We start from the raw sequence: 18,932 nt of genomic DNA, 5'->3' as shown, positions 1-18,932 counted from the left end.
TTAAAAACATAGCCATTAAGATCCAGAAGATAATACAAACCAATAAGCGGAGACTAATTTACAGGGTTTTCGGAAAAAACTTACTCTGTATAATAAGATGCGTACCAAATCTGAATAAGAAAAATCTTTTTGCCAACACCAGCCAAATGAGATGACCGCGCTGAGGCACTGTTCTTTTCATTACGTAAACAAGGATGCTTTCGCTCTTTCCAGGGAAATACTACGGTATAGGGATCTGCACTTTATATCCTTCCGGCATTTCGAGAGTTTTACAAAACTCTGCATAACGCTTTTAACAATCTGAGGCATTAAAAATGAAACCGGCATCCGTTATCATTATGGACGAACATCCTATCGTCAGAATGTCGATAGAGGTCCTGCTACAGAAAAATAAAAATATCACAGTCAAGCTTAAGTCTGGCGATAGCCATGAAGTTCTTGACTGTATTCGTAATCATCCTATCGATTTGGTGATCCTTGACATCGAACTTACGGGCACAGACGCCTTCGCTTTACTGAAGAGAATCAGAAACTTAAACAAAGACATCAAGATTCTGTTCCTCTCCTCTAAATCAGAGTTATTTTACGCGGGTCGTGCGATTCGCGCCGGGGCCAACGGCTTCGTCAGTAAACGAAAAGATTTGGGTGAGATCTACAACGCCGTAGAGATGATTCTGATGGGTTATTCTTTTTTCCCGTCGGAAACGCTGAATTTTATAAACCATATGGGTTCGGGAAAAGGGATGGCAGCGGATATGCCATTATCGAATCGCGAGGTCACGGTATTACGTTATCTGGCGAATGGATTATCCAATAAGGAGATTGCTGAACAGTTACTGTTGAGCAATAAGACCATCAGTGCGCACAAATCCAATATTTATTCCAAGCTTGGCGTACAAAGCATCGTGGAATTAATAGATTACGCCAAAGCGCACGAGCTGCTATAACCTGAATTCACTCCCTGCAGTTTATCCGAGCTGCAGGGAGTGCGGTCAGCGCTAATTATAATTAATCATGAAGGTAGCATCCGCATCAGCCCGTCCGGGCTGAGGGTTATCGGCCGTGGCAATATAATTGGCATAAAATGATAGGGTCGCATTCCCCTGTGCATCAACCGTGACCGGCTGGCTGGCCTGCTGAAGCGCCAGACGCGTTTTATCCGCATCCCTGATCTCGACGGCGACGTTGCTCGCTGTACTGGCATCATTCAGCGCCAGCAACCCGCTATTGCTCCCGTCTGCCTTACCCGAGAACGTAATGGACGCCGCCCCGGGCGGACAGCCGGTCAGCTTCAGCGTGAAGGGCATAGGCTGCGTGCGGCTCCCCGTGGTGTTGAGCTGCTTCGTGGGCCAGGTGCCCAGCGTGACCGTTTTGTCGCTATCGTTACCCTCTGCCACGCAGGTAAAATCGACGATATTGCCGTAGAGCCGAATATTAATTTCGCCCAATGCGGTTTCCGCCTGAGCCTGGGTGCAAAGCGCAAAGAGCGCCACGGTGATAAAACGGATCCCGTTTCGCATGTCTGCTCCTTAGTCGTAATCCACACGCAAATATCCGCGCGAGGTAAAGCGTCCTTCCGCTGGCTTGTTGCCCGTCACGCTCACCGGCCAGACCCGGATCCCCACCTGCGCCTGCGCGCTGTCGTCCAGGCGGAACGGAATTTTGCTCGTCAGGTTGTTAGGCGTGAGCGGCGCACCGCTCTCGTTGGCAATGATAAACCCCACATCCGGGTTATCCGACACCACCACATTATTGGAGACCTTTTCAGCCTCGACGCGCATCGTCAGCATGGCGTTTGCCTCCACGTTGGTGCATTTAATCGCGATGGTTTTACTTTGCGATGAGACGCCCTCCGGCTTGTTACCCACGCCCGCCTTGCTGAACAGGGAGGCGCCAATGTCGCCGAAATCAAATTCAACCACATTGCCGGCGTTGATGGCGCAGCTCTGCGGCACCTGAATGGTTCCGCTGTAGCTGATGGTGTAGACCGGCGTGGTCAACGGATCGGAGGAGGTGGTGGTGACGTAAACGCGGAACATGGTGGCACGCGGGATCACCACCATATTGATAAAGCGTCGGGTCACCTTAAGACGGAAAATAAGGCTGGAATCCTGCACGCCAAACGGTTTGTTTTTTGAAACGTTCGGATGGCTCCCCATCTGGATATAGTTTTTGGGTGGATAAAACGCGCCAGCATAGCTGTCCGTGATTTTCATCGCCCCGTCCAGATAGTCGTTAAGCTTCAGATACTGATAGCCATCGCTGGTCCCGGTGATCGGGTAATCCGTCACGTAGCTGCGCTTGGTGGTATTCCCGACGGTGCCCTTCGGGCAGACGGCGTTTACCCCCACCCACTGCGATTTCTCGCTGAGGGTGACAACCTGCCCAACCTGGTTATTCGAGCTGTTGAATTTATCCGTCAGGTCGTAATGCACCTCCGTCGGCACGCCCTTTTCATTGACGCACACGGTGGCTAACGCGTTTGTCGCGGGCAGGAGTGCCAGAAGCGACAAGGCAAAGATATGGATTTTAATCACAGCGGATCCCCTTAAGTGTGATCGCCTGTTGCAGGCTCTTTTCAGGCAAGCTGTAAGGCGCACGGCACTGGGACTGCGCCCCGTTACCCCACTGGACCAGCAGTTCGCCTTCCAGCGGCAGCCCACTCAGGTAAATTTGCCCGTCATCCCCCACCATGCTGGTCACGCCGCTCTGGGTTTCGCGCACCACGGCGCCGAACGGCACCGGCTGGTTGCCGCGCGTTACCGTCAGCAGGGCGCGCACGCCAATGCGGGTATCAAAGCTGGCGCGGACCAGCGCGCCTTTGGTCGGCACCACGCTGCTCACGTTGTTTTCGATGTCGGTGTTGTTGCTCATGGTATTGGTATCCAGCGCCACGCGGTTGTAGCGGTAGACGGTGGCATACGGCATGACCGCGTAGCCTCGCCAGTCGGTCTTCACGCCGGTCTGGTTTTCCACGCTGACGCCTGATGCCCCCGGCGCCTTAATCAGCACGTTGGTATCGCCCAGCGGCTGGCTGAAGGTCACGCCGTCTGAATGGCCAACTACCCCACCGGAGAGCTGCCAGTTGAGATCGTGCTGATCGCGGGAATAGTTGTAGCCCACGCCCAGCGTGCCGTAGGTTGCCTGCCAGTTGGCGCTGGCGCTTCCGCTTGAGCCGTTGGTGCTGGCGTGTCCCTGGGTCACGCTGTAGTTCAGGTTGCGGTCCTCAAGCAGCGTGCCGCTGACGCCGGTTTGCCAGCTCGTGTCGCCATCGCTGTTTCGGCTGGCGGATGCGGTGGCATAGGCGCGATCGATCGCGCTGTCCCGGCGATAGCCCTGGCGGGTAAAGAGGCTAAACGGCACGGAGACGTTAAACGACGCGATCCGGTCGGTACCGTCGATCCCGACGGATTTGTTCCACGACCATGACAGGGAGTAGTTGATCCCCTTAACGCCCCCCGCGTAGCCCAGCTGATACCAGAGGTTCGTTTCGTCCGTCCCCCAGTAGGTTTGCTCACTCCCGGAGATATAGACCGAGCCGTAATCCCCCAGCGACTGGGAAATATTGAGCTGGAAGCGGCCTTTTTTATTCCACGTCAGGTTGTGATAGCTCTGCACGTCCGGCACATCGTTATCGTCCTGGCTATCGGCATACTGGTAGCCCTCCATTGAGCGCCAGGCCACGTCGTCCAGGGTGTAAAACCCCTTCGTTGAGTAGCGGTAGCCCAGCAGCTGGAAGTTGGTGCCAAACCCGTTCAGCGATTTTGCATACAGAAAACGCAGGGACTGACCTTCATGTTTGCTGTCGTCCGCGAGTTGGCTGCGGGCGTGGGTGATATCGACGGAAACTGCGCCCCAGTCACCGAGGTTTTTCCCGGCACCGACGGCCACTGCGGTATAGCGTGACGCCAGCTGGGTACCGCCATAGAGCGTAAAGCCGTTAGCAAGGCCGGTAATCAGGGTGCCCTGGGCGAAGAACGGTGTATCCTGGTCGCTGTTACCGCTGCGGTAATCCCCCGCCACGAGGTCATATTTCCAGCGCCCTTCACGCTGCAGGAGCGGCACGGTGGAGTACGGCACGGTGTAGCGCTGCTGGCTGCCGTCTTTCTCTTCCACCGTGACGTCAAGGTCACCGCTGGAGGAGGTCGGGTTAAGATCGGTAATGGCGAACGCGCCGGGCTGGACGTAGCTTTGATAGATAACGTAGCCGTTCTGGCGAACCACCACTTTGGCAGGCGTACGGGCAATACCGCGCACGGTCGGCGCGTAACCCTGCAGGCTGTCGGGGTACATGCTGTCAGACGAATAGAGCCGCCCGCCGCGAAAACCGACGCTGTCGAAAACGTCATTCCCGGTGTTGCTGTCGCCCAGCACCAGCTCACTTTTCAGTGGGATAACGGTGCGCTGCGCCCAGGTGCCAATATTCTGCCACTCGCTGCGCCGCTTCCCGTTATTTTGCGTGTAGCGCCATGCGCCGTTGTTGCGTAAACGCCAGGCGCCATAGTTCAGCCCGCTCTGCAGGTTCAGGTAATAGCTGTCGTCTTCGCTTCCCCGGTTGCCCGTAAAGCTGTAGTTCACCAGCGCGGCGGGAATGCCTTCATCCCACTGTTCAGGCGGAATATAGCCGCGCGCGCTGTTTTGCATTGCCACCTGCGGCAGGCTGACGTTCAGGCGCTGTGAAGCAAAGTTAAATACCGTTTCGCTGCCGGGAATGGCCGTGGTCAATGGAACGCACGTTTCACCCTGCACCTTCGCCAGCTCGGGAAATGCGGCAACGTTGACGCCAAAGCGATCGAGCATCGCGCGCGTAATGCACGGCGACAGGCCGCCCGCCACCGGCGGCGTGTTCTCGGCCTGTTCAAAACGCACGTCCTGGGTGCCGATAAACTCATCGTTACGCCAGATATCCACGCGATAGATGCCGGGTGCCTGCTGGTGCCCCTGTTCAAAACGCGACAAATCCGCCACGCTGGCGGTGTCGTCGGATAAGAAGGCCGGGTTGAAGTAGCTTTCGCTCCAGCCAGCCTGCGGCCAGAGCGCGGCCATCAGCGCCAGTGCAACCGGGCAGTAACGTCCCTGGTGGTTTTTCATCGCCCTGACTCTGCTCACAGGTTGACGCTGCGCGCCGGTGTAATGGCGCCGTAGTCATTCACGCTCTGCCAGGAGAGCGTACCGCCGGCCCCGGCGGGCAGCACCTGCTGAGCCGAGTTTTTCGGCGCGACCATCAGGTTTTCCAGCGTCTGACCGCCCAGCTTCAGGTTGACCAGAGTGATGTAATAGGGCGAGGCGTTGCTGACTTTGAGATGGTTCCCCACGCGCTCAAAGCGCAGTTGGGAAAGCGCCTCATCCGGCTGCATCGCCAGGTTATTCGGGCGCACAAACAGCTTGATGCGCGAAAGGATCGCCAGCTGCAGCACGTTATTATTTTCCGTTTTCGCTTTGTTCACTGACGGGATCGCCTTCACGTTCATGTAAAAGAGCGATTCGCGATCGGCGGGCAGCGCTGGCCCGGCGTAAATAATACGCAGCGTGTTTTCGCTGTCCGGCTCGCTAACGAACAGCGGCGGCGTGACGGCAAAGGTTTTTTCCTTTTGCCCGCTGGCATTTTCGATCCACGCGTTAATTAAGTAGCGTTCTTGTTTATTGCTGTTGGTGATCGCCAGCGACGTTTGCTTCGCATCCGCCGGATAAATAACGCGCGTGGCCCCCAGCGCAATACCGCCGGAAGCATTCGCGCAAGCAGAAACCATCATTAAAATAAACGATAAAAGCAGTCCTGGTTTAATTAGCATATTCATCAAAACCGTACCTTTAATAATGTGTTCGCAGGTGTTATGGATAAATCAACGTAAACCAGACATCCGACTGAATATTGCCTGGCACGAGGTGTTCGGAAATAGCGCGATAGCGGGCGCTAAAATGAAATGCGAGCTCGCTGGTATTCACGGGCAACCAGCTGACGGCCGTCGCATTCGGGATAATCTGACGCTGCTGCTCATCAAAAAGCGCCAGCCCCACGCCGCTGCTGACAGGCGTTTCACCTGGCCGCGATGTCGCCAGAAAAACCTGCGGATCTTCCGCGGGCGTCACGCCCTGAAACTGGATCCCCACGATGCGGGAGACATCCACGCTGCAGTCCAGCAGCCGCACGGTGAACGGCACATTAACCGTTGAAAAGCTGCCCACACCGGAAAATGAATTGGTTCGGTACTGCCCCATGTCGATGCGCATATTCTGGCTGTCGGGCGCCACGGCGCAGCCGCCGTTTACCAGCTCCCCACGAAGATGCACCTTGCCGCCTTCGATCACCACGGTATGCGCCGATGCCGGGCAGGCCATCGCAAGGGTTAACAGCAGTAGTGTTCCAGTCCTTGTCATCCTTCGTTCCTGGCAGTAGCGTATGACGGGCCTCGTCCCTGAGGCCTGAACATCCCTGTGCGAGGGTATTATTCGTATTTCATTACGAAGGTGGCGTCAGCGTTCGCCTGGCCTGGCTCGGTGGTTGCAGCCGTTGATTTGTAGCGCGCGGTGAATTGCAGGGTGTTAGTCCCTTTAATCAGGTCTTTCGCGGCAGAGAAGGTGGCACCGTCCGGGGTCAGCACGCTGGATTTGCTGTCGAGGATCTCGATACCCACGCCTTTCGCGGTGTTGTCGTTGTTACCGGACGTTACGGCCAGCAGGGTTTTGTCGGTCGCGTCGATCTGGCCGGTGAAAGCAACGGCAGCGGTTTTCGCAACCAGCGGATCGCAGTCATTCAGTTCAATGTTGAACGGAATATTAGAGGTGGTGTCGCCCACTTTGGTGAATTTCGCGGTACGATACTGACCGAGATTAACCGTCTGCTCGGAAGAATCGGTATTTACTGAACAAGCAGCATTAACCAGTTCACCTTTAAAATGCACGGTACCGCCATTTACGGTAACCGGCGTAACGGGATCGGCTGCATTAGCGGCACCCGCGACCAGGGCCAGTGTTGCAATAACAGAAGAAGCAATGTTGCTGAGTTTCATGTCTATTCCTTTAAAATGTAAATAACCCTTCCCGCGAAAAATCGGGAATAAGAAATACGTTCAATTGCATAATTGAAAACTTATTTCGGAGGAGACAAAGTAGCTCAGGATGTAATTTTTAAATATGTCAAAACACTGCCATTTCGCCAGGTCACATCCTAATCCCGTCTAAGAAATTGACCATCCCTTAAGAAGGGTTTTTACGCCTCACGGATGAAAACTCGTAAAGGGTGACTGACAGCGGCGCTCGCTTCTGACAAAATACAGGCAATCCCCCCTTCAAACGTTACAGACGGAATCTTCTCTCTGATGGCAGCAAAGATTATTGACGGTAAAACGATTGCGCAGCAGGTGCGCTCTGAGGTCGCGGAAAAAGTGAAGGCGCGTAAAGCCGCCGGAAAACGCGCTCCCGGGCTGGCCGTTGTGCTGGTTGGCAGCAACCCGGCATCGCAGATTTATGTCGGCAGCAAACGCAAAGCGTGTGAAGAGGTGGGGTTCGTCTCCCGCTCTTACGATTTGCCGGAAACCACCAGCGAAGCGGAACTGCTGGAACTTATTGACACCCTGAATGCCGATAAAGAGATCGACGGCATTCTGGTTCAGCTGCCGCTGCCTGCGGGCATCGACAACGTGAAGGTGCTGGAGCGTATCGCGCCAGATAAAGACGTCGACGGTTTCCATCCGTACAACGTGGGCCGCCTGTGCCAGCGCGCGCCGCGTCTGCGCCCGTGCACCCCGCGCGGCATCGTGACGCTGCTGGAGCGTTATAACATCGACACCTACGGCCTGAACGCCGTGGTCATCGGCGCGTCCAATATCGTGGGCCGTCCGATGAGCATGGAGCTGCTGCTGGCCGGCTGCACCACCACCGTGACCCACCGCTTTACCAAAAACCTGCGTCACCACGTTGAAAACGCCGATCTGCTGATCGTCGCGGTCGGCAAGCCGGGCTTTATTCCGGGCGAGTGGATCAAAGAGGGCGCGATTGTCGTGGACGTCGGGATTAACCGTCTGGAAAATGGCAAAGTGGTCGGCGACGTGGTGTACGAAGATGCGGCGGCTCGCGCCTCTTACATTACGCCAGTGCCGGGCGGCGTTGGCCCGATGACTGTAGCAACGCTGATTCAGAATACTTTGCAGGCATGCGAAGAGTACCACGATGTAGAGGAAGCATAAGATGGCCACATTTTCATTAGGCAAACACCCGCACGTTGAGTTGTGCGATCTGCTCAAGCTCGAAGGCTGGAGCGAAAGCGGCGCGCAGGCGAAAATCGTTATCGCCGACGGGCAGGTGAAAGTAGACGGCGTGGTGGAAACCCGCAAGCGCTGCAAGATTGTCGCCGGCCAGACCGTGAGTTTTGAAGGGCAGAGCGTGACCGTGACGGCGTAAGCCGTTTGTTGCCCGGTGGCGCTGCGCTTACCGGGCCTACGTACTGTCTCCGTTTGTAGGCCGGGTAAGGCGAAGCCGCCACCCGGCAATTTCTATCTCTATCCCCTCACACCCATCACGGTTATTTATCGATCAACTTCAAATAATCACTATTTCATCTGTTGAAAGGTGAGATTTCAGTTGCGCGTTTTTCACTCTTTCCCCACGATAAGTAGAACGTTCTACTAAAACGTTCTACTTACAATAACAGCGCTTAAAAAGCGCTACTCGGGGGAAATCAGCATGAGTCTGATATCAGGATTTGTTAAATCGCTGTCTAAGTTATCGATGATTGGTCGCGCCTTAATGCTGCCAATTTCACTGCTTCCCGCTGCGGGCCTCCTGCTGGCCTTCGGCGATAAGTTCCACCTGCCGCTGATGATGAACGCCGGCGGGGTTATCTTTGATAACCTGCCGATGCTGTTTGCCATCGGCTCTGCTGTCGGTCTGGCCTCGGAATCCGGCATTGCAGCACTCTCGGCGGCGGTGTCGGTGTTTGTCACCAACATCACCATCAGTACCGTATTAAGCATTACGCCGGAAATGGCCTCTCAGGGCGGAAAATATGCCATGGTGGTCGGCATCCCGACGCTGCAGATGGGCGTCTTCGGCGGGCTTATCTGCGGCATTCTCGCAGCCTGGTGCTACAACCGCTTCCACACCATGCAGCTGCCGGAGTTCCTCGGCTTCTTCTCCGGGAAGCGCTTTGTGGCGATCGCCACGGCGTTCCTCTCTTTCCTGATGGGGCTGCTGCTACCGTACGTCTGGCAGCATATTCAGGCCGGTATCGACGCGCTCTCCGTGATCGTAAACGGTGATAACCAGGCGGCATCAACCTTTATCTTCGGGCTGGTGGAGCGCGCGCTGATCCCGCTCGGCCTGCACCACATCTGGTATCCGTCCTTCTGGTATTCGTTCGGGGATTACACCACCCAGGCGGGCCAGGTGATCCACGGTGACCAGACCATCTGGTTCAAAATGCTCGAAGAGGGGGTGAAATCCTTCAGCAGCGACACCTACCAGAACGCCGGTAAGTTCATGCAGGGCGAGTTCCCGCTGATGCTGTTCGCGCTGCCTGCGGCATGCCTGGCGATGTATCACGAAGCGCATACGAAGAATAAGAAAATCGCGGCCGGTATTCTCTTCTCCGCAGCCCTCACCTGCTTCCTGACGGGGATCACCGAGCCGGTAGAGTTCACCTTTATCTTCGTGGCGCCGATTCTGTACGTCTTCAACGCCATCATGGCGGGCCTGGCGTACATGACTATGTACCTGCTGCACGCGCATATCGCCAAATCGTTCTCGGCGGGCTTTATCGACTACCTGTCGTTCGGGATCCTGCCGTCGTTTAACGGCTATCAGACCAACTTCCTGAGTGCCATTATCATCGGCATTCCGATGGCGCTGATTTACTACTTCACGTTCCGCTTCGTGATCCGTCGCTTCGACGTGAAAACGCCGGGCCGTACGGAGGTGACCGCCAGCGCGAATGACAAGTCCGATTCCGAACTTGCCACCGAAATCATCGGCCTGCTGGGCGGCGCGCAGAACATTGACTCCGTCGGCTCCTGCATCACCCGCCTGCGTCTGGAAGTCGCGAAGAGCGATGCGGTGGACAGGGACGGACTGAACGGGCTTGGCGCGCGCGGCGTGGTCTTCGTCGGCGACAACGGGATCCAGGTGATTTTCGGTGCCAGAGCACAGTTTATCGCCCAGACCATGTCCACCATGATCGGCAAATAATAAGATGCCTGAACGACACGTCTCCTGTACGCTGGGAGACGTGTCTTATCCGGCTGATAATCGGTAAATTTCAGGGAGCGGTTTTGAAGAAAGTCAGCATCATTGATGTCGCAAAGCACGCGGGCGTCTCGGTCTCTACCGTGTCGCTGGTGCTACGTCAGAAAGGGAAAATCTCAGAGGCGACGATCGAGAAGGTCAATGCCGCCATCACGACGCTGGGCTATGTTCATAACGTTGCCGCTGCCAACCTCCGCGCCAACACCTCCAATCTTATCGGCCTGATCCTGCGCGACTTCAGCGACAGCTTTTCCATCAAGGTGATGGCGAGCATCGTTCAGGAGCTGGGGAAGCAGGGTTATATGGTGTTTCTCGGCCAGCCGCTGAACGACCAGGAACATCTGGAACGGACCCTGCTGTCGTTTAAGCAGCAGGGCGTCGCGGGCGTTATTTATCTGGCGTCTGACACCCGTAGCGCCGCTTTACCGGAGCAGATCCGCCAGTGCCCGCTGCCGCTGGTGGCGGTCTCGCAGTCTCTGCTGGACGAAAAATGCAATCTGGTCATGCGCGATAATCGCCAGGCGGCGAACCTGGCCGCACGCTATCTTATCGAACGTGGACACCGCACGATCGCCTACATTGGCGGGCGCGAGGGCTGTCTTATCCGCGAGCAGCGCCTGCTCGGCTTTCTCAGCGCGATGACGCAAAACGGGCTGGTCTGGCGCGATGATTATTCACCGGCCTGCAGCGACGACACCCAGGCCGCCGCGATGGCAACGCGCCAGCTGCTGGAGAAAAACAGCTCCATCACCGCCCTGCTTTGCCACTCCCCGGATGCGATGATCGGCTCCATTTCCGGCATTCATCAGGTGGGCCGCACCGTGGGGAAAGACGTGTTCCTGACCCAGCAGGTGGCGCTGATCGGTTTTGAAGATATGCTTCACGTCAACCTCACCTCCCCTTCCTTCACCTACGTCTCCTCGGCCAGCGATGAAACCGGACGACAGGCGGCGGGGCTGATTATCCGCAAGCTGAAGGAGCCGGATCTGCAAACCCAGCGCATTACGCTGTCCGGGCAGCTTATCGCCCGCGAGTCGGCGTAAAATCAGAATTTGACACAGGTTTGCTGCAGCGGATTCGCTGCTATATTGCTGTGATTTGCCATGGATAATTGCAATGCCTACCGTTATCACTCACGCTGCTGTTCCCCTTTGCCTGGGCTTAGGTCTGGGAACGAAAGTCATCCCTCCCCGCCTTCTGTTTGCCGGGATCGTGCTCGCCATGCTGCCGGACGCCGACGTGCTGGCGTTCAAATTCGGCGTCGCCTACGGGAATATTTTCGGCCACCGCGGCTTTACCCATTCGCTGCTGTTTGCCTTTGCGGTACCGATACTCTGCGTGCTGATTGGCCGACGATGGTTCCGGGCCAGCCTGACGCGCTGCTGGCTGTTCTTAACCGTTTCACTGCTGTCGCACAGCCTGCTGGATTCCGTTACCACCGGCGGAAAAGGCGTCGGCTGGCTGTGGCCGTGGTCAGACGAGCGCTTCTTTGCGCCGTGGCAGGTGATTAAGGTCGCGCCGTTTGCGCTGTCGCGCTACGCCACGCCGTACGGGCATGAGGTCATTACCTCGGAACTGCTGTGGGTGTGGCTGCCGGGGGTGGTGCTGATGGGGATGTTGTGGTGGAAAAGAAGGTAAAAAAAGCCGGGTGGCGGCTGCGCCTTACCCGGCCTACTTTTACCCGTAGGCCCGGTAAGCGTTAGCGCCACCGGGCGTTACAGACTTACTTACGACGCCAGGTCGTCCCCTGCGGGCCGTCTTCTAGAATGATGCCCATCTCGGTCAGACGGTTACGCGCCGCATCCGCCGCCGCCCAGTCTTTGGCCTGACGCGCTTCCAGACGCGCTTTAATCAGCGCTTCAATCTCCGCCACTTCACCGTCGTCCGCCTGCGCACCGCTCTGCAGGAACGCGTCCGGCTCCTGCTCCAGCAGGCCGAGCACGGAAGAGAGCTTACGCAGATGAGATGCCAGCGCATTCGCCGCCGCCATGTCCTCTGACTTCAGGCGGTTCACTTCGCGCGCCATGTCGAACAGTACGGAGTAGGCTTCCGGGGTGTTGAAGTCATCGTTCATCACCTCAACGAAGCGCGCTTCGAACGCTTCGCCGCCCGCCGCAGGCACAGATTTATCGGTGCCACGCAGCGCGGTGTACAGACGCTCCAGCGCCGAGCGCGCCTGCTTCAGGTTCTCTTCGCTGTAGTTCAGCTGGCTACGATAGTGGCCAGACATCAGGAAGTAGCGCACGGTTTCCGCATCGTAATACTTCAGCACGTCGCGCACGGTGAAGAAGTTGCCCAGCGATTTCGACATCTTCTCGCGGTCAACCATCACCATCCCGGAGTGCATCCAGTAGTTAACGTACTCGCCGCCGTGGGCGCAGGTGGACTGCGCAATTTCGTTTTCGTGGTGCGGGAACATCAGATCCGAACCGCCGCCGTGAATGTCGAAGTGATTGCCCAGCTGCTTGCAGTTCATCGCGGAACATTCAATGTGCCAGCCCGGACGGCCTTCGCCCCACGGGGATGGCCAGCTTGGTTCACCCTCTTTGGACATCTTCCATAGCACGAAGTCCATCGGGTTACGCTTCACGTCCACCACGTCCACGCGCGCGCCGGCCTGCAGCTGGTCCAGATCCTGACGGGAAAGCGCGCCGTAGGTTGGGTCCGTCGGCACGGAGAACATCACGTCGCCGTTTTCCGCTACGTACGCATGACCGCGTTCGATCAGCTTTTCGGTGATCTCGATAATTTCGTGGATATGGTGGGTCGCACGCGGCTCGCTGTCCGGACGCAGAATATTTAAGGCGTCAAAATCTTTGTGCATCTCAACAATCATGCGATCCACCAGCGCAACAAAGCTTTCGCCGTTTTCATTAGCGCGCTTGATGATTTTGTCGTCGATGTCGGTGATGTTACGCACGTACTTCAGGTTATAGCCCAGGAAGCGCAGGTAGCGAGAGACCACGTCGAACGCGACAAAGGTGCGGCCATGGCCGATATGACAGAGATCGTAAACCGTAATACCACACACGTACATGCCGACTTCCCCGGCATGGATAGGTTTAAATTCCTCTTTCTGGCGCGTCATTGTATTAAAGATTTTTAACATCGAAGATTCCATGTAAACACGTGTGTGAGTTGTTTGTTCCATATAATACCCATAATTCGGAATAGGATCAGCACACAATGCAAGGTGATCGCGTCCTGTGGTTATGCTATAACAAGCCCCTATATATGACCCGAAGGCGGGTCGACGTACCACAATAACGGAACAGGATGCAAAAATGGTTACTTTCCACACTAATCATGGCGATATCGTAATCAAGACCTTTGATGACAAAGCGCCTGAAACAGTTAAAAACTTCCTGGACTACTGCCGCGAAGGTTTCTACAACAACACTATTTTCCACCGCGTGATCAACGGCTTTATGATCCAGGGCGGCGGTTTCGAGCCTGGCATGCGCCAGAAAGAGACCAAAGAGGCGATCAAAAACGAAGCGAACAACGGCCTGAAAAACACCCGCGGTACGCTGGCAATGGCCCGTACTCAGGCACCACACTCTGCCACCGCGCAGTTCTTCATCAACGTAGCGGACAACGACTTCCTGAACTTCTCCGGCGAAAGCCTGCAGGGCTGGGGCTACTGCGTGTTCGCAGAAGTGGTTGAAGGTATGGACGTGGTCGATAAGATCAAAGCCGTCTCTACCGGCCGCAGCGGCATGCACCAGGATGTTCCTAAAGAAGACGTTGTGATTACAAGCGTGACCGTCAGCGAGTAATTCGTGGCGACACTCTTTATTGCGGATCTGCATCTGCAAACAGAAGAACCGGCGATAACCGCCGGTTTTCTGCGTTTTTTACGCGGTGAAGCGAAAAGCGCCGATGCGCTGTACATCCTGGGCGATCTGTTTGAAGCCTGGATTGGCGACGACGATCCTAACCCGCTGCATCGTGAAATGGCTGCCGCCATTAAAACGCTGGTAGATTCCGGCGTCCCCTGCTACTTCATTCACGGCAACCGTGATTTCTTGCTCGGCAAGCGCTACGCCCGCGAAAGCGGTATGACGCTGCTGCCGGAAGAACAGGTGCTCGATCTCTATGGCCGCAAGGTACTGATCATGCACGGCGACACACTCTGCACCGACGATACCGGCTACCTGGCGTTTCGCGCTAAGGTCCACACCCCGTGGATCCAGAAGGTGTTCCTTGCCCTGCCGCTGTTTATCCGCAACCGCATCGCCGCCAGAATGCGTGCGGGCAGCAAAGCCGCCAACAGCAGCAAATCCCTGACCATCATGGACGTCAACCCGCAAGCAGTGGTGAGCGTGATGGAAAAGCATGGCGTTCAGTGGCTGATCCACGGTCATACCCATCGCCCTGACGTGCATTCTCTGAGCGCCAACGGTGAACCGGCCCATCGCGTGGTATTGGGCGCATGGCATACTGAGGGTTCGATGGTCAAAGTCACTCCCGACGGTGTCGAACTGATCGCTTTTCCGTTTTAACGTTTTCTCGTCGTTTCGCTTGTTTCTCAGCCACGCAACCGTTTTCCTTGCCCGTATAACATGCTATTCTCTGTGCCCTCGAAAGCAGTGTGTTTCGCACCACAGGAGTTTTAAGACGCATGTCTTCCCGCAATAATCCGGCGCGTGTCGCCATCGTGATGGGGTCCAAAAGCGACTGGGCTACCATGCAGTTCGCCGCCGAAATCTTTGAAATCCTGAATGTTCCGCACCACGTTGAAGTGGTTTCCGCACACCGTACGCCGGACAAACTGTTCAGCTTCGCCGAAAGCGCCGAAGAGAACGGGTATGAGGTGATTATTGCCGGTGCGGGCGGCGCAGCACATCTGCCGGGCATGATTGCCGCCAAAACGCTGGTGCCGGTTCTGGGCGTCCCTGTTCAAAGCGCCGCGTTAAGCGGTGTCGATAGCCTCTACTCCATCGTCCAGATGCCGCGCGGTATTCCTGTCGGTACGCTGGCAATTGGCAAAGCGGGCGCGGCGAACGCCGCCCTGCTGGCCGCGCAAATTCTTGCAACGCACGACAAAGATTTACACCAACGCCTGGCGGAGTGGCGTAAAGCCCAGACCGACGAGGTGCTGGATAATCCGGACCCGCGGGGTGCGGCATGAAGCAGGTTTGCGTCCTCGGCAACGGCCAGCTGGGCCGCATGCTGCGTCAGGCTGGCGAACCGTTGGGGATTGCCGTCTGGCCCGTCGGGCTGGACGCCGAGCCGGAAGCGGTGCCGTTCCATCAGAGCGTAATCACCGCCGAAATTGAACGCTGGCCGGAAACCGCCCTGACCCGCGAGCTGGCGCGCCATAACGCCTTTGTGAACCGCGACGTGTTCCCGATAATTGCCGACCGTCTGACGCAGAAGCAGCTGTTCGACAAGCTGGGCCTCGCAACCGCCCCGTGGCAGCTGTTGTCTGATAAAAGCGAGTGGAATGACGTCTTCGCCATGCTGGGCGAACTGGCGATCGTGAAGCGCCGCGTGGGTGGCTACGACGGCCGCGGCCAGTGGCGCCTGCGCGCAGGCGACACCGCCGAGCTGCCGGACGACTGCTACGGCGAGTGCATCGTTGAGCAGGGCATCAACTTCAGCGGCGAAGTGTCGCTGGTTGGCGCACGCGGGCACGATGGCCGCACGGTGTTTTACCCGCTGACGCATAACCTGCACCAGGACGGCATTCTGCGCACCAGCGTCGCCTTCCCGCACGCCAATGCCGACCAGCAGGCGCAGGCGGAAGAGATGCTTTCTGCCATCATGCACGAGCTGGACTACGTGGGCGTGATGGCGATGGAGTGCTTCGTCACGCCGTCGGGCCTGCTGATCAACGAGCTGGCGCCGCGCGTGCACAACAGCGGCCACTGGACGCAAAACGGCGCCTCCATCAGCCAGTTCGAACTGCACCTGCGTGCCATCACCGACCTGCCGCTGCCACAGCCCGTCGTTAACAGCCCGTCGGTGATGATCAACCTGATCGGGACCGATCTGAACTACGACTGGCTGAAGCTGCCGCTGGTGCATCTGCACTGGTATGACAAAGAGGTTCGCGCGGGTCGTAAAGTGGGTCATCTCAACCTGAACGACAGCGATACCGACCGCCTGAGCGCCACCCTGGAGGCGATCGTTCCTCTCCTGCCGCCAGAATACGCGAGCGGAATTGTCTGGGCACAGTCAAAGCTCAAGTAAGACATCTGCGCCGGGGAGTTGACCTTCCCCTTCCCCGGCGTACAATCCCCGCCCATTGCTGCTGAGTTTTCTTCTGGAATCACCATGAACGATGGAACGGACTATCGCGCGATCCTCGCGTCTGATACCCCTTTAATCGACGTTCGCGCGCCGATCGAATTTGCCCAGGGTGCGATGCCCGCCGCACTCAACCTGCCCTTAATGAACGATGACGAGCGTGCCGCCGTCGGTACCTGCTATAAGCGCCAGGGACCCGACGCCGCGCTGGCGCTCGGCCATAGCCTGGTGAGCGGCGAGACGCGGGAGTCGCGCATTAACGCCTGGCGTGAAGCCAGCCTTGCGCACCCCGAGGGCTATCTCTGCTGCGCGCGCGGCGGTCAGCGCTCGCATATCTCTCAGGCCTGGCTGAAAGAGGCTGGCATCGACTACCCGCTGATCCGCGGCGGCTATAAGGCCCTGCGCCAGACGGCAATTCAGGTCACCATTGAGCAGTCGCAAAAGCCGATGGTGCTTATTGGCGGCTGTACCGGCAACGGTAAAACGCTGCTGGTGAAGCAGCACGCGCAGGGCATCGATCTGGAAGGGCTGGCGCACCATCGCGGCTCGTCGTTTGGCCGCACGCTTACGCCGCAGCTTTCCCAGGCGAGCTTTGAGAATCACCTTGCGGTTGAGCTTTTGAAAAAAGACGCCGCGCGCTGGGTGCTGGAGGACGAGGGCCGGATGATTGGCTCCAACCACCTGCCGGAGTGCCTGCGCGACCGCATGGTTGACGCCCCTATCGTTGTCGTCGAAGACCCGTTTGAAACCCGTCTTGAGCGCCTGCGCGAAGAGTATTTTGACCACATGTGGGCGGATTTTACTGCCGCGTACGGTGAGGAGGCGGGCTGGAAGGAGTACAGCGAGTACCTGCACCACGGCCTGTTTGCCATTCGCCGTCGGCTTGGGCTACAGCGTTTTGCAGAATTTACGGCGCTGCTGGACGCGGCCCTTGCCGAACAACAGCGAACGGGCAGCACCGACGCGCACTTCAGCTGGCTTGTACCGCTGCTGAAGGACTATTACGACCCGATGTACGGCTATCAGCTGGAGAAAAAGGCGGAGAAGATTGTCTATCGCGGGACGTACGGCGAGGTCGCTGACTGGCTTAACCGCTAAAAGAAAGCCGGGTGGCGAGGTAAAAGCAAAACGGCAACCTGGTTGCCGTTTTTAATGTTTGTTCCCTCTCCCGGTGGGAGAGGGTCAGGGTGAGGGCATCAGCCCGCAACCTACAAGACCGCTTAGAAGTCGTAACGCAGACGCACCAGGTTCATGTCGCCCAGGTTGTCGGTGCTGGAGGTGAACACGTGTTCGTAATCCACGCGGAAACCGTAATCCAGCTGGAAGCTGATACCCACGCCGTTGTCGATGCGCTGGTAGTTACGGCCGTTCACGTACTCGATGCGGTCACCCATGAAGTAAGGCTGGATGGATTTCACCGCGTACTGACCGATTGGGAATTTGTACCCTGCGAAGTATTCAATACCCCACGCGTCGCCCGCAAAGTAGTCGTTAACAGACACTTTTTTGGTGGTCAGGAAGTTCTGGTACCAGCCGCCGCCAGCGGAGAAGGTCCAGTTGTCCGGCGTCCAGCTCAGCGCAGTACCGACAATATTCTGGTCGTAGGATTTGCTGTCGCCGTTGTCCGGGTTACGCATATCCGCGCGGGTGTAGTTCCACGCAGCGCCCCAGGTCAGATCGGTGGTCAGGTGGTAATCGATACCCAGTGAGCCGCCGCCTTTACGCTTGTAGCGCAGGCCGTTGCCCGGCAGGTATTCGCTGTCTTCAAACAGGTAGGATGCATAGATGTCCGCATCGCCCACGGTTTTCTTATATTTCAGCATCTGGCGTGAACGGTAAGAGCCGTCGTAGTCGCCGTTGATCCCGTTACCCGGCGCCTGGCCGATCATGTCGTAGTCCCAGATATCGGTTTTCGCGCCCACCACATCGTAGTACACGCTGTTCTGCTGGCCGAAGGTCAGCGTACCCCAGGTATCGCTCTTCAGGCCGGTGTAGAGCATACGGCGTGAGGTGTCGTGCGCGCCGTCGGCGTAGTGGTTATCCCAGTTAAACTGCGCCGGAATGTTCACACCAAGCTCGTAGTAGCTGATCCAGCTGATGTCATCGAACAGGTAGTAGTCTGCCGCGAAACGGAAGCGGGTACCGCCGTCAAAGCCGTTACGCTTGTAGCCGTTTTTGCCGTCATCGCCGGTCATGTTCTGGAATTGCGGACGAATGCTGCCGCCAACGGTGAAGTTCAGGCGGCTCAGCGGGTTACCCGCCTGAGGATCCTGCTTAAGTACGGTGATTTCTGCCTGAGATGCAAAAGTAGTCAATGCCACTGCCGCGCCGATCGTTGCCGCCAGCGCTGATTTATTTATAGTCATTATTTTTCCTTAATAGACACGCTGCTAAATATTTAGCTGGTGAATATTAACCGGAAATTTTCGGGCTGTGTG

General features: G+C 57.0%; 19 protein-coding genes. 11 read left to right on the top strand and 8 right to left on the bottom strand.

Annotation, left to right across the window (positions count from 1 at the left end; all coding sequences use genetic code 11):
- Positions 1 to 314: 314 nt before the first annotated feature.
- Positions 315 to 947, top strand: a complete 633-nt coding sequence (fimZ, locus tag IB212_RS05545; protein WP_028012232.1) for a fimbria biosynthesis transcriptional regulator FimZ — start codon at positions 315 to 317, stop codon at positions 945 to 947.
- Positions 948 to 998: 51 nt separating this feature from the next.
- On the opposite strand, the gene sfmF is transcribed toward fimZ, so the two are convergent.
- The 6 genes from sfmF to fimA all read right to left on the bottom strand — a co-directional run bounded on the left by sfmF (position 999) and on the right by fimA (position 7,010).
- Positions 999 to 1,520 (bottom strand): fimbria assembly protein, encoded by a 522-nt coding sequence (gene sfmF / locus IB212_RS05540; protein WP_041911032.1) that lies wholly within the window; start codon positions 1,518 to 1,520, stop codon positions 999 to 1,001.
- A 9-nt stretch (positions 1,521 to 1,529) separates the two neighbouring features.
- Entirely contained in the window at positions 1,530 to 2,537 is a 1,008-nt protein-coding gene (fimH, locus tag IB212_RS05535; RefSeq protein WP_041911033.1) for a type 1 fimbria D-mannose specific adhesin FimH, read from the bottom strand.
- Positions 2,530 to 5,091 carry a fimbrial biogenesis usher protein gene (locus tag IB212_RS05530; RefSeq protein ID WP_041911034.1) on the bottom strand — a complete coding sequence of 854 codons (2,562 nt, stop codon included), beginning with the start codon at positions 5,089 to 5,091 and terminating at the stop codon, positions 2,530 to 2,532. Before IB212_RS05530 ends, fimH begins: the two co-directional genes overlap by 8 nt.
- Positions 5,092 to 5,105: 14 nt before the next feature.
- A complete protein-coding gene (gene fimC, locus IB212_RS05525) occupies positions 5,106 to 5,798 on the bottom strand; it encodes a type 1 fimbria chaperone FimC (RefSeq protein ID WP_028012228.1) in 693 nt (230 codons plus the stop codon).
- A 34-nt stretch (positions 5,799 to 5,832) separates the two neighbouring features.
- Positions 5,833 to 6,378 carry a type 1 fimbrial protein subunit FimI gene (gene fimI, locus IB212_RS05520; RefSeq protein ID WP_028012227.1) on the bottom strand — a complete coding sequence of 182 codons (546 nt, stop codon included), beginning with the start codon at positions 6,376 to 6,378 and terminating at the stop codon, positions 5,833 to 5,835.
- Between the two features lie 68 nt (positions 6,379 to 6,446).
- Positions 6,447 to 7,010, bottom strand: a complete 564-nt coding sequence (gene fimA / locus IB212_RS05515; RefSeq protein ID WP_028012226.1) for a type 1 fimbrial major subunit FimA — start codon at positions 7,008 to 7,010, stop codon at positions 6,447 to 6,449.
- Positions 7,011 to 7,319: 309 nt separating this feature from the next.
- Here fimA and folD point away from each other — a divergent pair, with 309 nt between their 5' ends.
- From folD to IB212_RS05490, 5 genes are all read left to right on the top strand, one after another.
- Positions 7,320 to 8,186, top strand: a complete 867-nt coding sequence (folD, locus tag IB212_RS05510) for a bifunctional methylenetetrahydrofolate dehydrogenase/methenyltetrahydrofolate cyclohydrolase FolD (protein WP_028012225.1) — start codon at positions 7,320 to 7,322, stop codon at positions 8,184 to 8,186.
- Between the two features lies 1 nt (position 8,187).
- On the top strand, positions 8,188 to 8,400 hold the full coding sequence (ybcJ, locus tag IB212_RS05505) for a ribosome-associated protein YbcJ (RefSeq protein WP_028012224.1): 213 nt from the start codon (positions 8,188 to 8,190) through the stop codon (positions 8,398 to 8,400).
- Between the two features lie 282 nt (positions 8,401 to 8,682).
- Positions 8,683 to 10,182 (top strand): PTS transporter subunit EIIC, encoded by a 1,500-nt coding sequence (locus tag IB212_RS05500; RefSeq protein ID WP_028012223.1) that lies wholly within the window; start codon positions 8,683 to 8,685, stop codon positions 10,180 to 10,182.
- Between the two features lie 83 nt (positions 10,183 to 10,265).
- Positions 10,266 to 11,282, top strand: a complete 1,017-nt coding sequence (gene malI / locus IB212_RS05495; protein WP_041911035.1) for a Mal regulon transcriptional regulator MalI — start codon at positions 10,266 to 10,268, stop codon at positions 11,280 to 11,282.
- A gap of 73 nt (positions 11,283 to 11,355) precedes the next feature.
- On the top strand, positions 11,356 to 11,877 hold the full coding sequence (locus tag IB212_RS05490; protein WP_041911036.1) for a metal-dependent hydrolase: 522 nt from the start codon (positions 11,356 to 11,358) through the stop codon (positions 11,875 to 11,877).
- 85 nt (positions 11,878 to 11,962) lie between these two features.
- On the opposite strand, the gene cysS is transcribed toward IB212_RS05490, so the two are convergent.
- Positions 11,963 to 13,348: a cysteine--tRNA ligase gene (gene cysS, locus IB212_RS05485; protein WP_041911037.1), complete on the bottom strand. Its 1,386-nt coding sequence runs from the start codon at positions 13,346 to 13,348 to the stop codon at positions 11,963 to 11,965.
- Between the two features lie 175 nt (positions 13,349 to 13,523).
- Between cysS and ppiB the strand changes: the two genes are divergently transcribed.
- The 5 genes from ppiB (at position 13,524) to mnmH (ending at position 17,592) form a co-directional block, all read left to right on the top strand.
- Positions 13,524 to 14,018: a peptidylprolyl isomerase B gene (gene ppiB / locus IB212_RS05480; protein ID WP_000256009.1), complete on the top strand. Its 495-nt coding sequence runs from the start codon at positions 13,524 to 13,526 to the stop codon at positions 14,016 to 14,018.
- A 3-nt stretch (positions 14,019 to 14,021) separates the two neighbouring features.
- Positions 14,022 to 14,744 (top strand): UDP-2,3-diacylglucosamine diphosphatase, encoded by a 723-nt coding sequence (lpxH, locus tag IB212_RS05475; protein WP_041911038.1) that lies wholly within the window; start codon positions 14,022 to 14,024, stop codon positions 14,742 to 14,744.
- Positions 14,745 to 14,863: 119 nt separating this feature from the next.
- On the top strand, positions 14,864 to 15,373 hold the full coding sequence (gene purE, locus IB212_RS05470; protein WP_006809824.1) for a 5-(carboxyamino)imidazole ribonucleotide mutase: 510 nt from the start codon (positions 14,864 to 14,866) through the stop codon (positions 15,371 to 15,373).
- Positions 15,370 to 16,437, top strand: coding sequence for a 5-(carboxyamino)imidazole ribonucleotide synthase (gene purK / locus IB212_RS05465; protein ID WP_041911039.1), 1,068 nt, complete (start codon positions 15,370 to 15,372; stop codon positions 16,435 to 16,437). Before purE ends, purK begins: the two co-directional genes overlap by 4 nt.
- A gap of 84 nt (positions 16,438 to 16,521) precedes the next feature.
- Positions 16,522 to 17,592 carry a tRNA 2-selenouridine(34) synthase MnmH gene (gene mnmH / locus IB212_RS05460; RefSeq protein WP_041911040.1) on the top strand — a complete coding sequence of 357 codons (1,071 nt, stop codon included), beginning with the start codon at positions 16,522 to 16,524 and terminating at the stop codon, positions 17,590 to 17,592.
- A 122-nt stretch (positions 17,593 to 17,714) separates the two neighbouring features.
- On the opposite strand, the gene IB212_RS05455 is transcribed toward mnmH, so the two are convergent.
- A complete protein-coding gene (locus tag IB212_RS05455; RefSeq protein ID WP_041911041.1) occupies positions 17,715 to 18,860 on the bottom strand; it encodes a porin in 1,146 nt (381 codons plus the stop codon).
- Positions 18,861 to 18,932: the final 72 nt, after the last annotated feature.

The organism is Enterobacter sp. E12 (assembly GCF_014596715.2).
Lineage (GTDB): Bacteria > Pseudomonadota > Gammaproteobacteria > Enterobacterales > Enterobacteriaceae > Enterobacter > Enterobacter bugandensis.
Note: the sequence above shows the minus strand (reverse complement) of the source record. Positions and strands in the feature narration are given on the sequence as shown.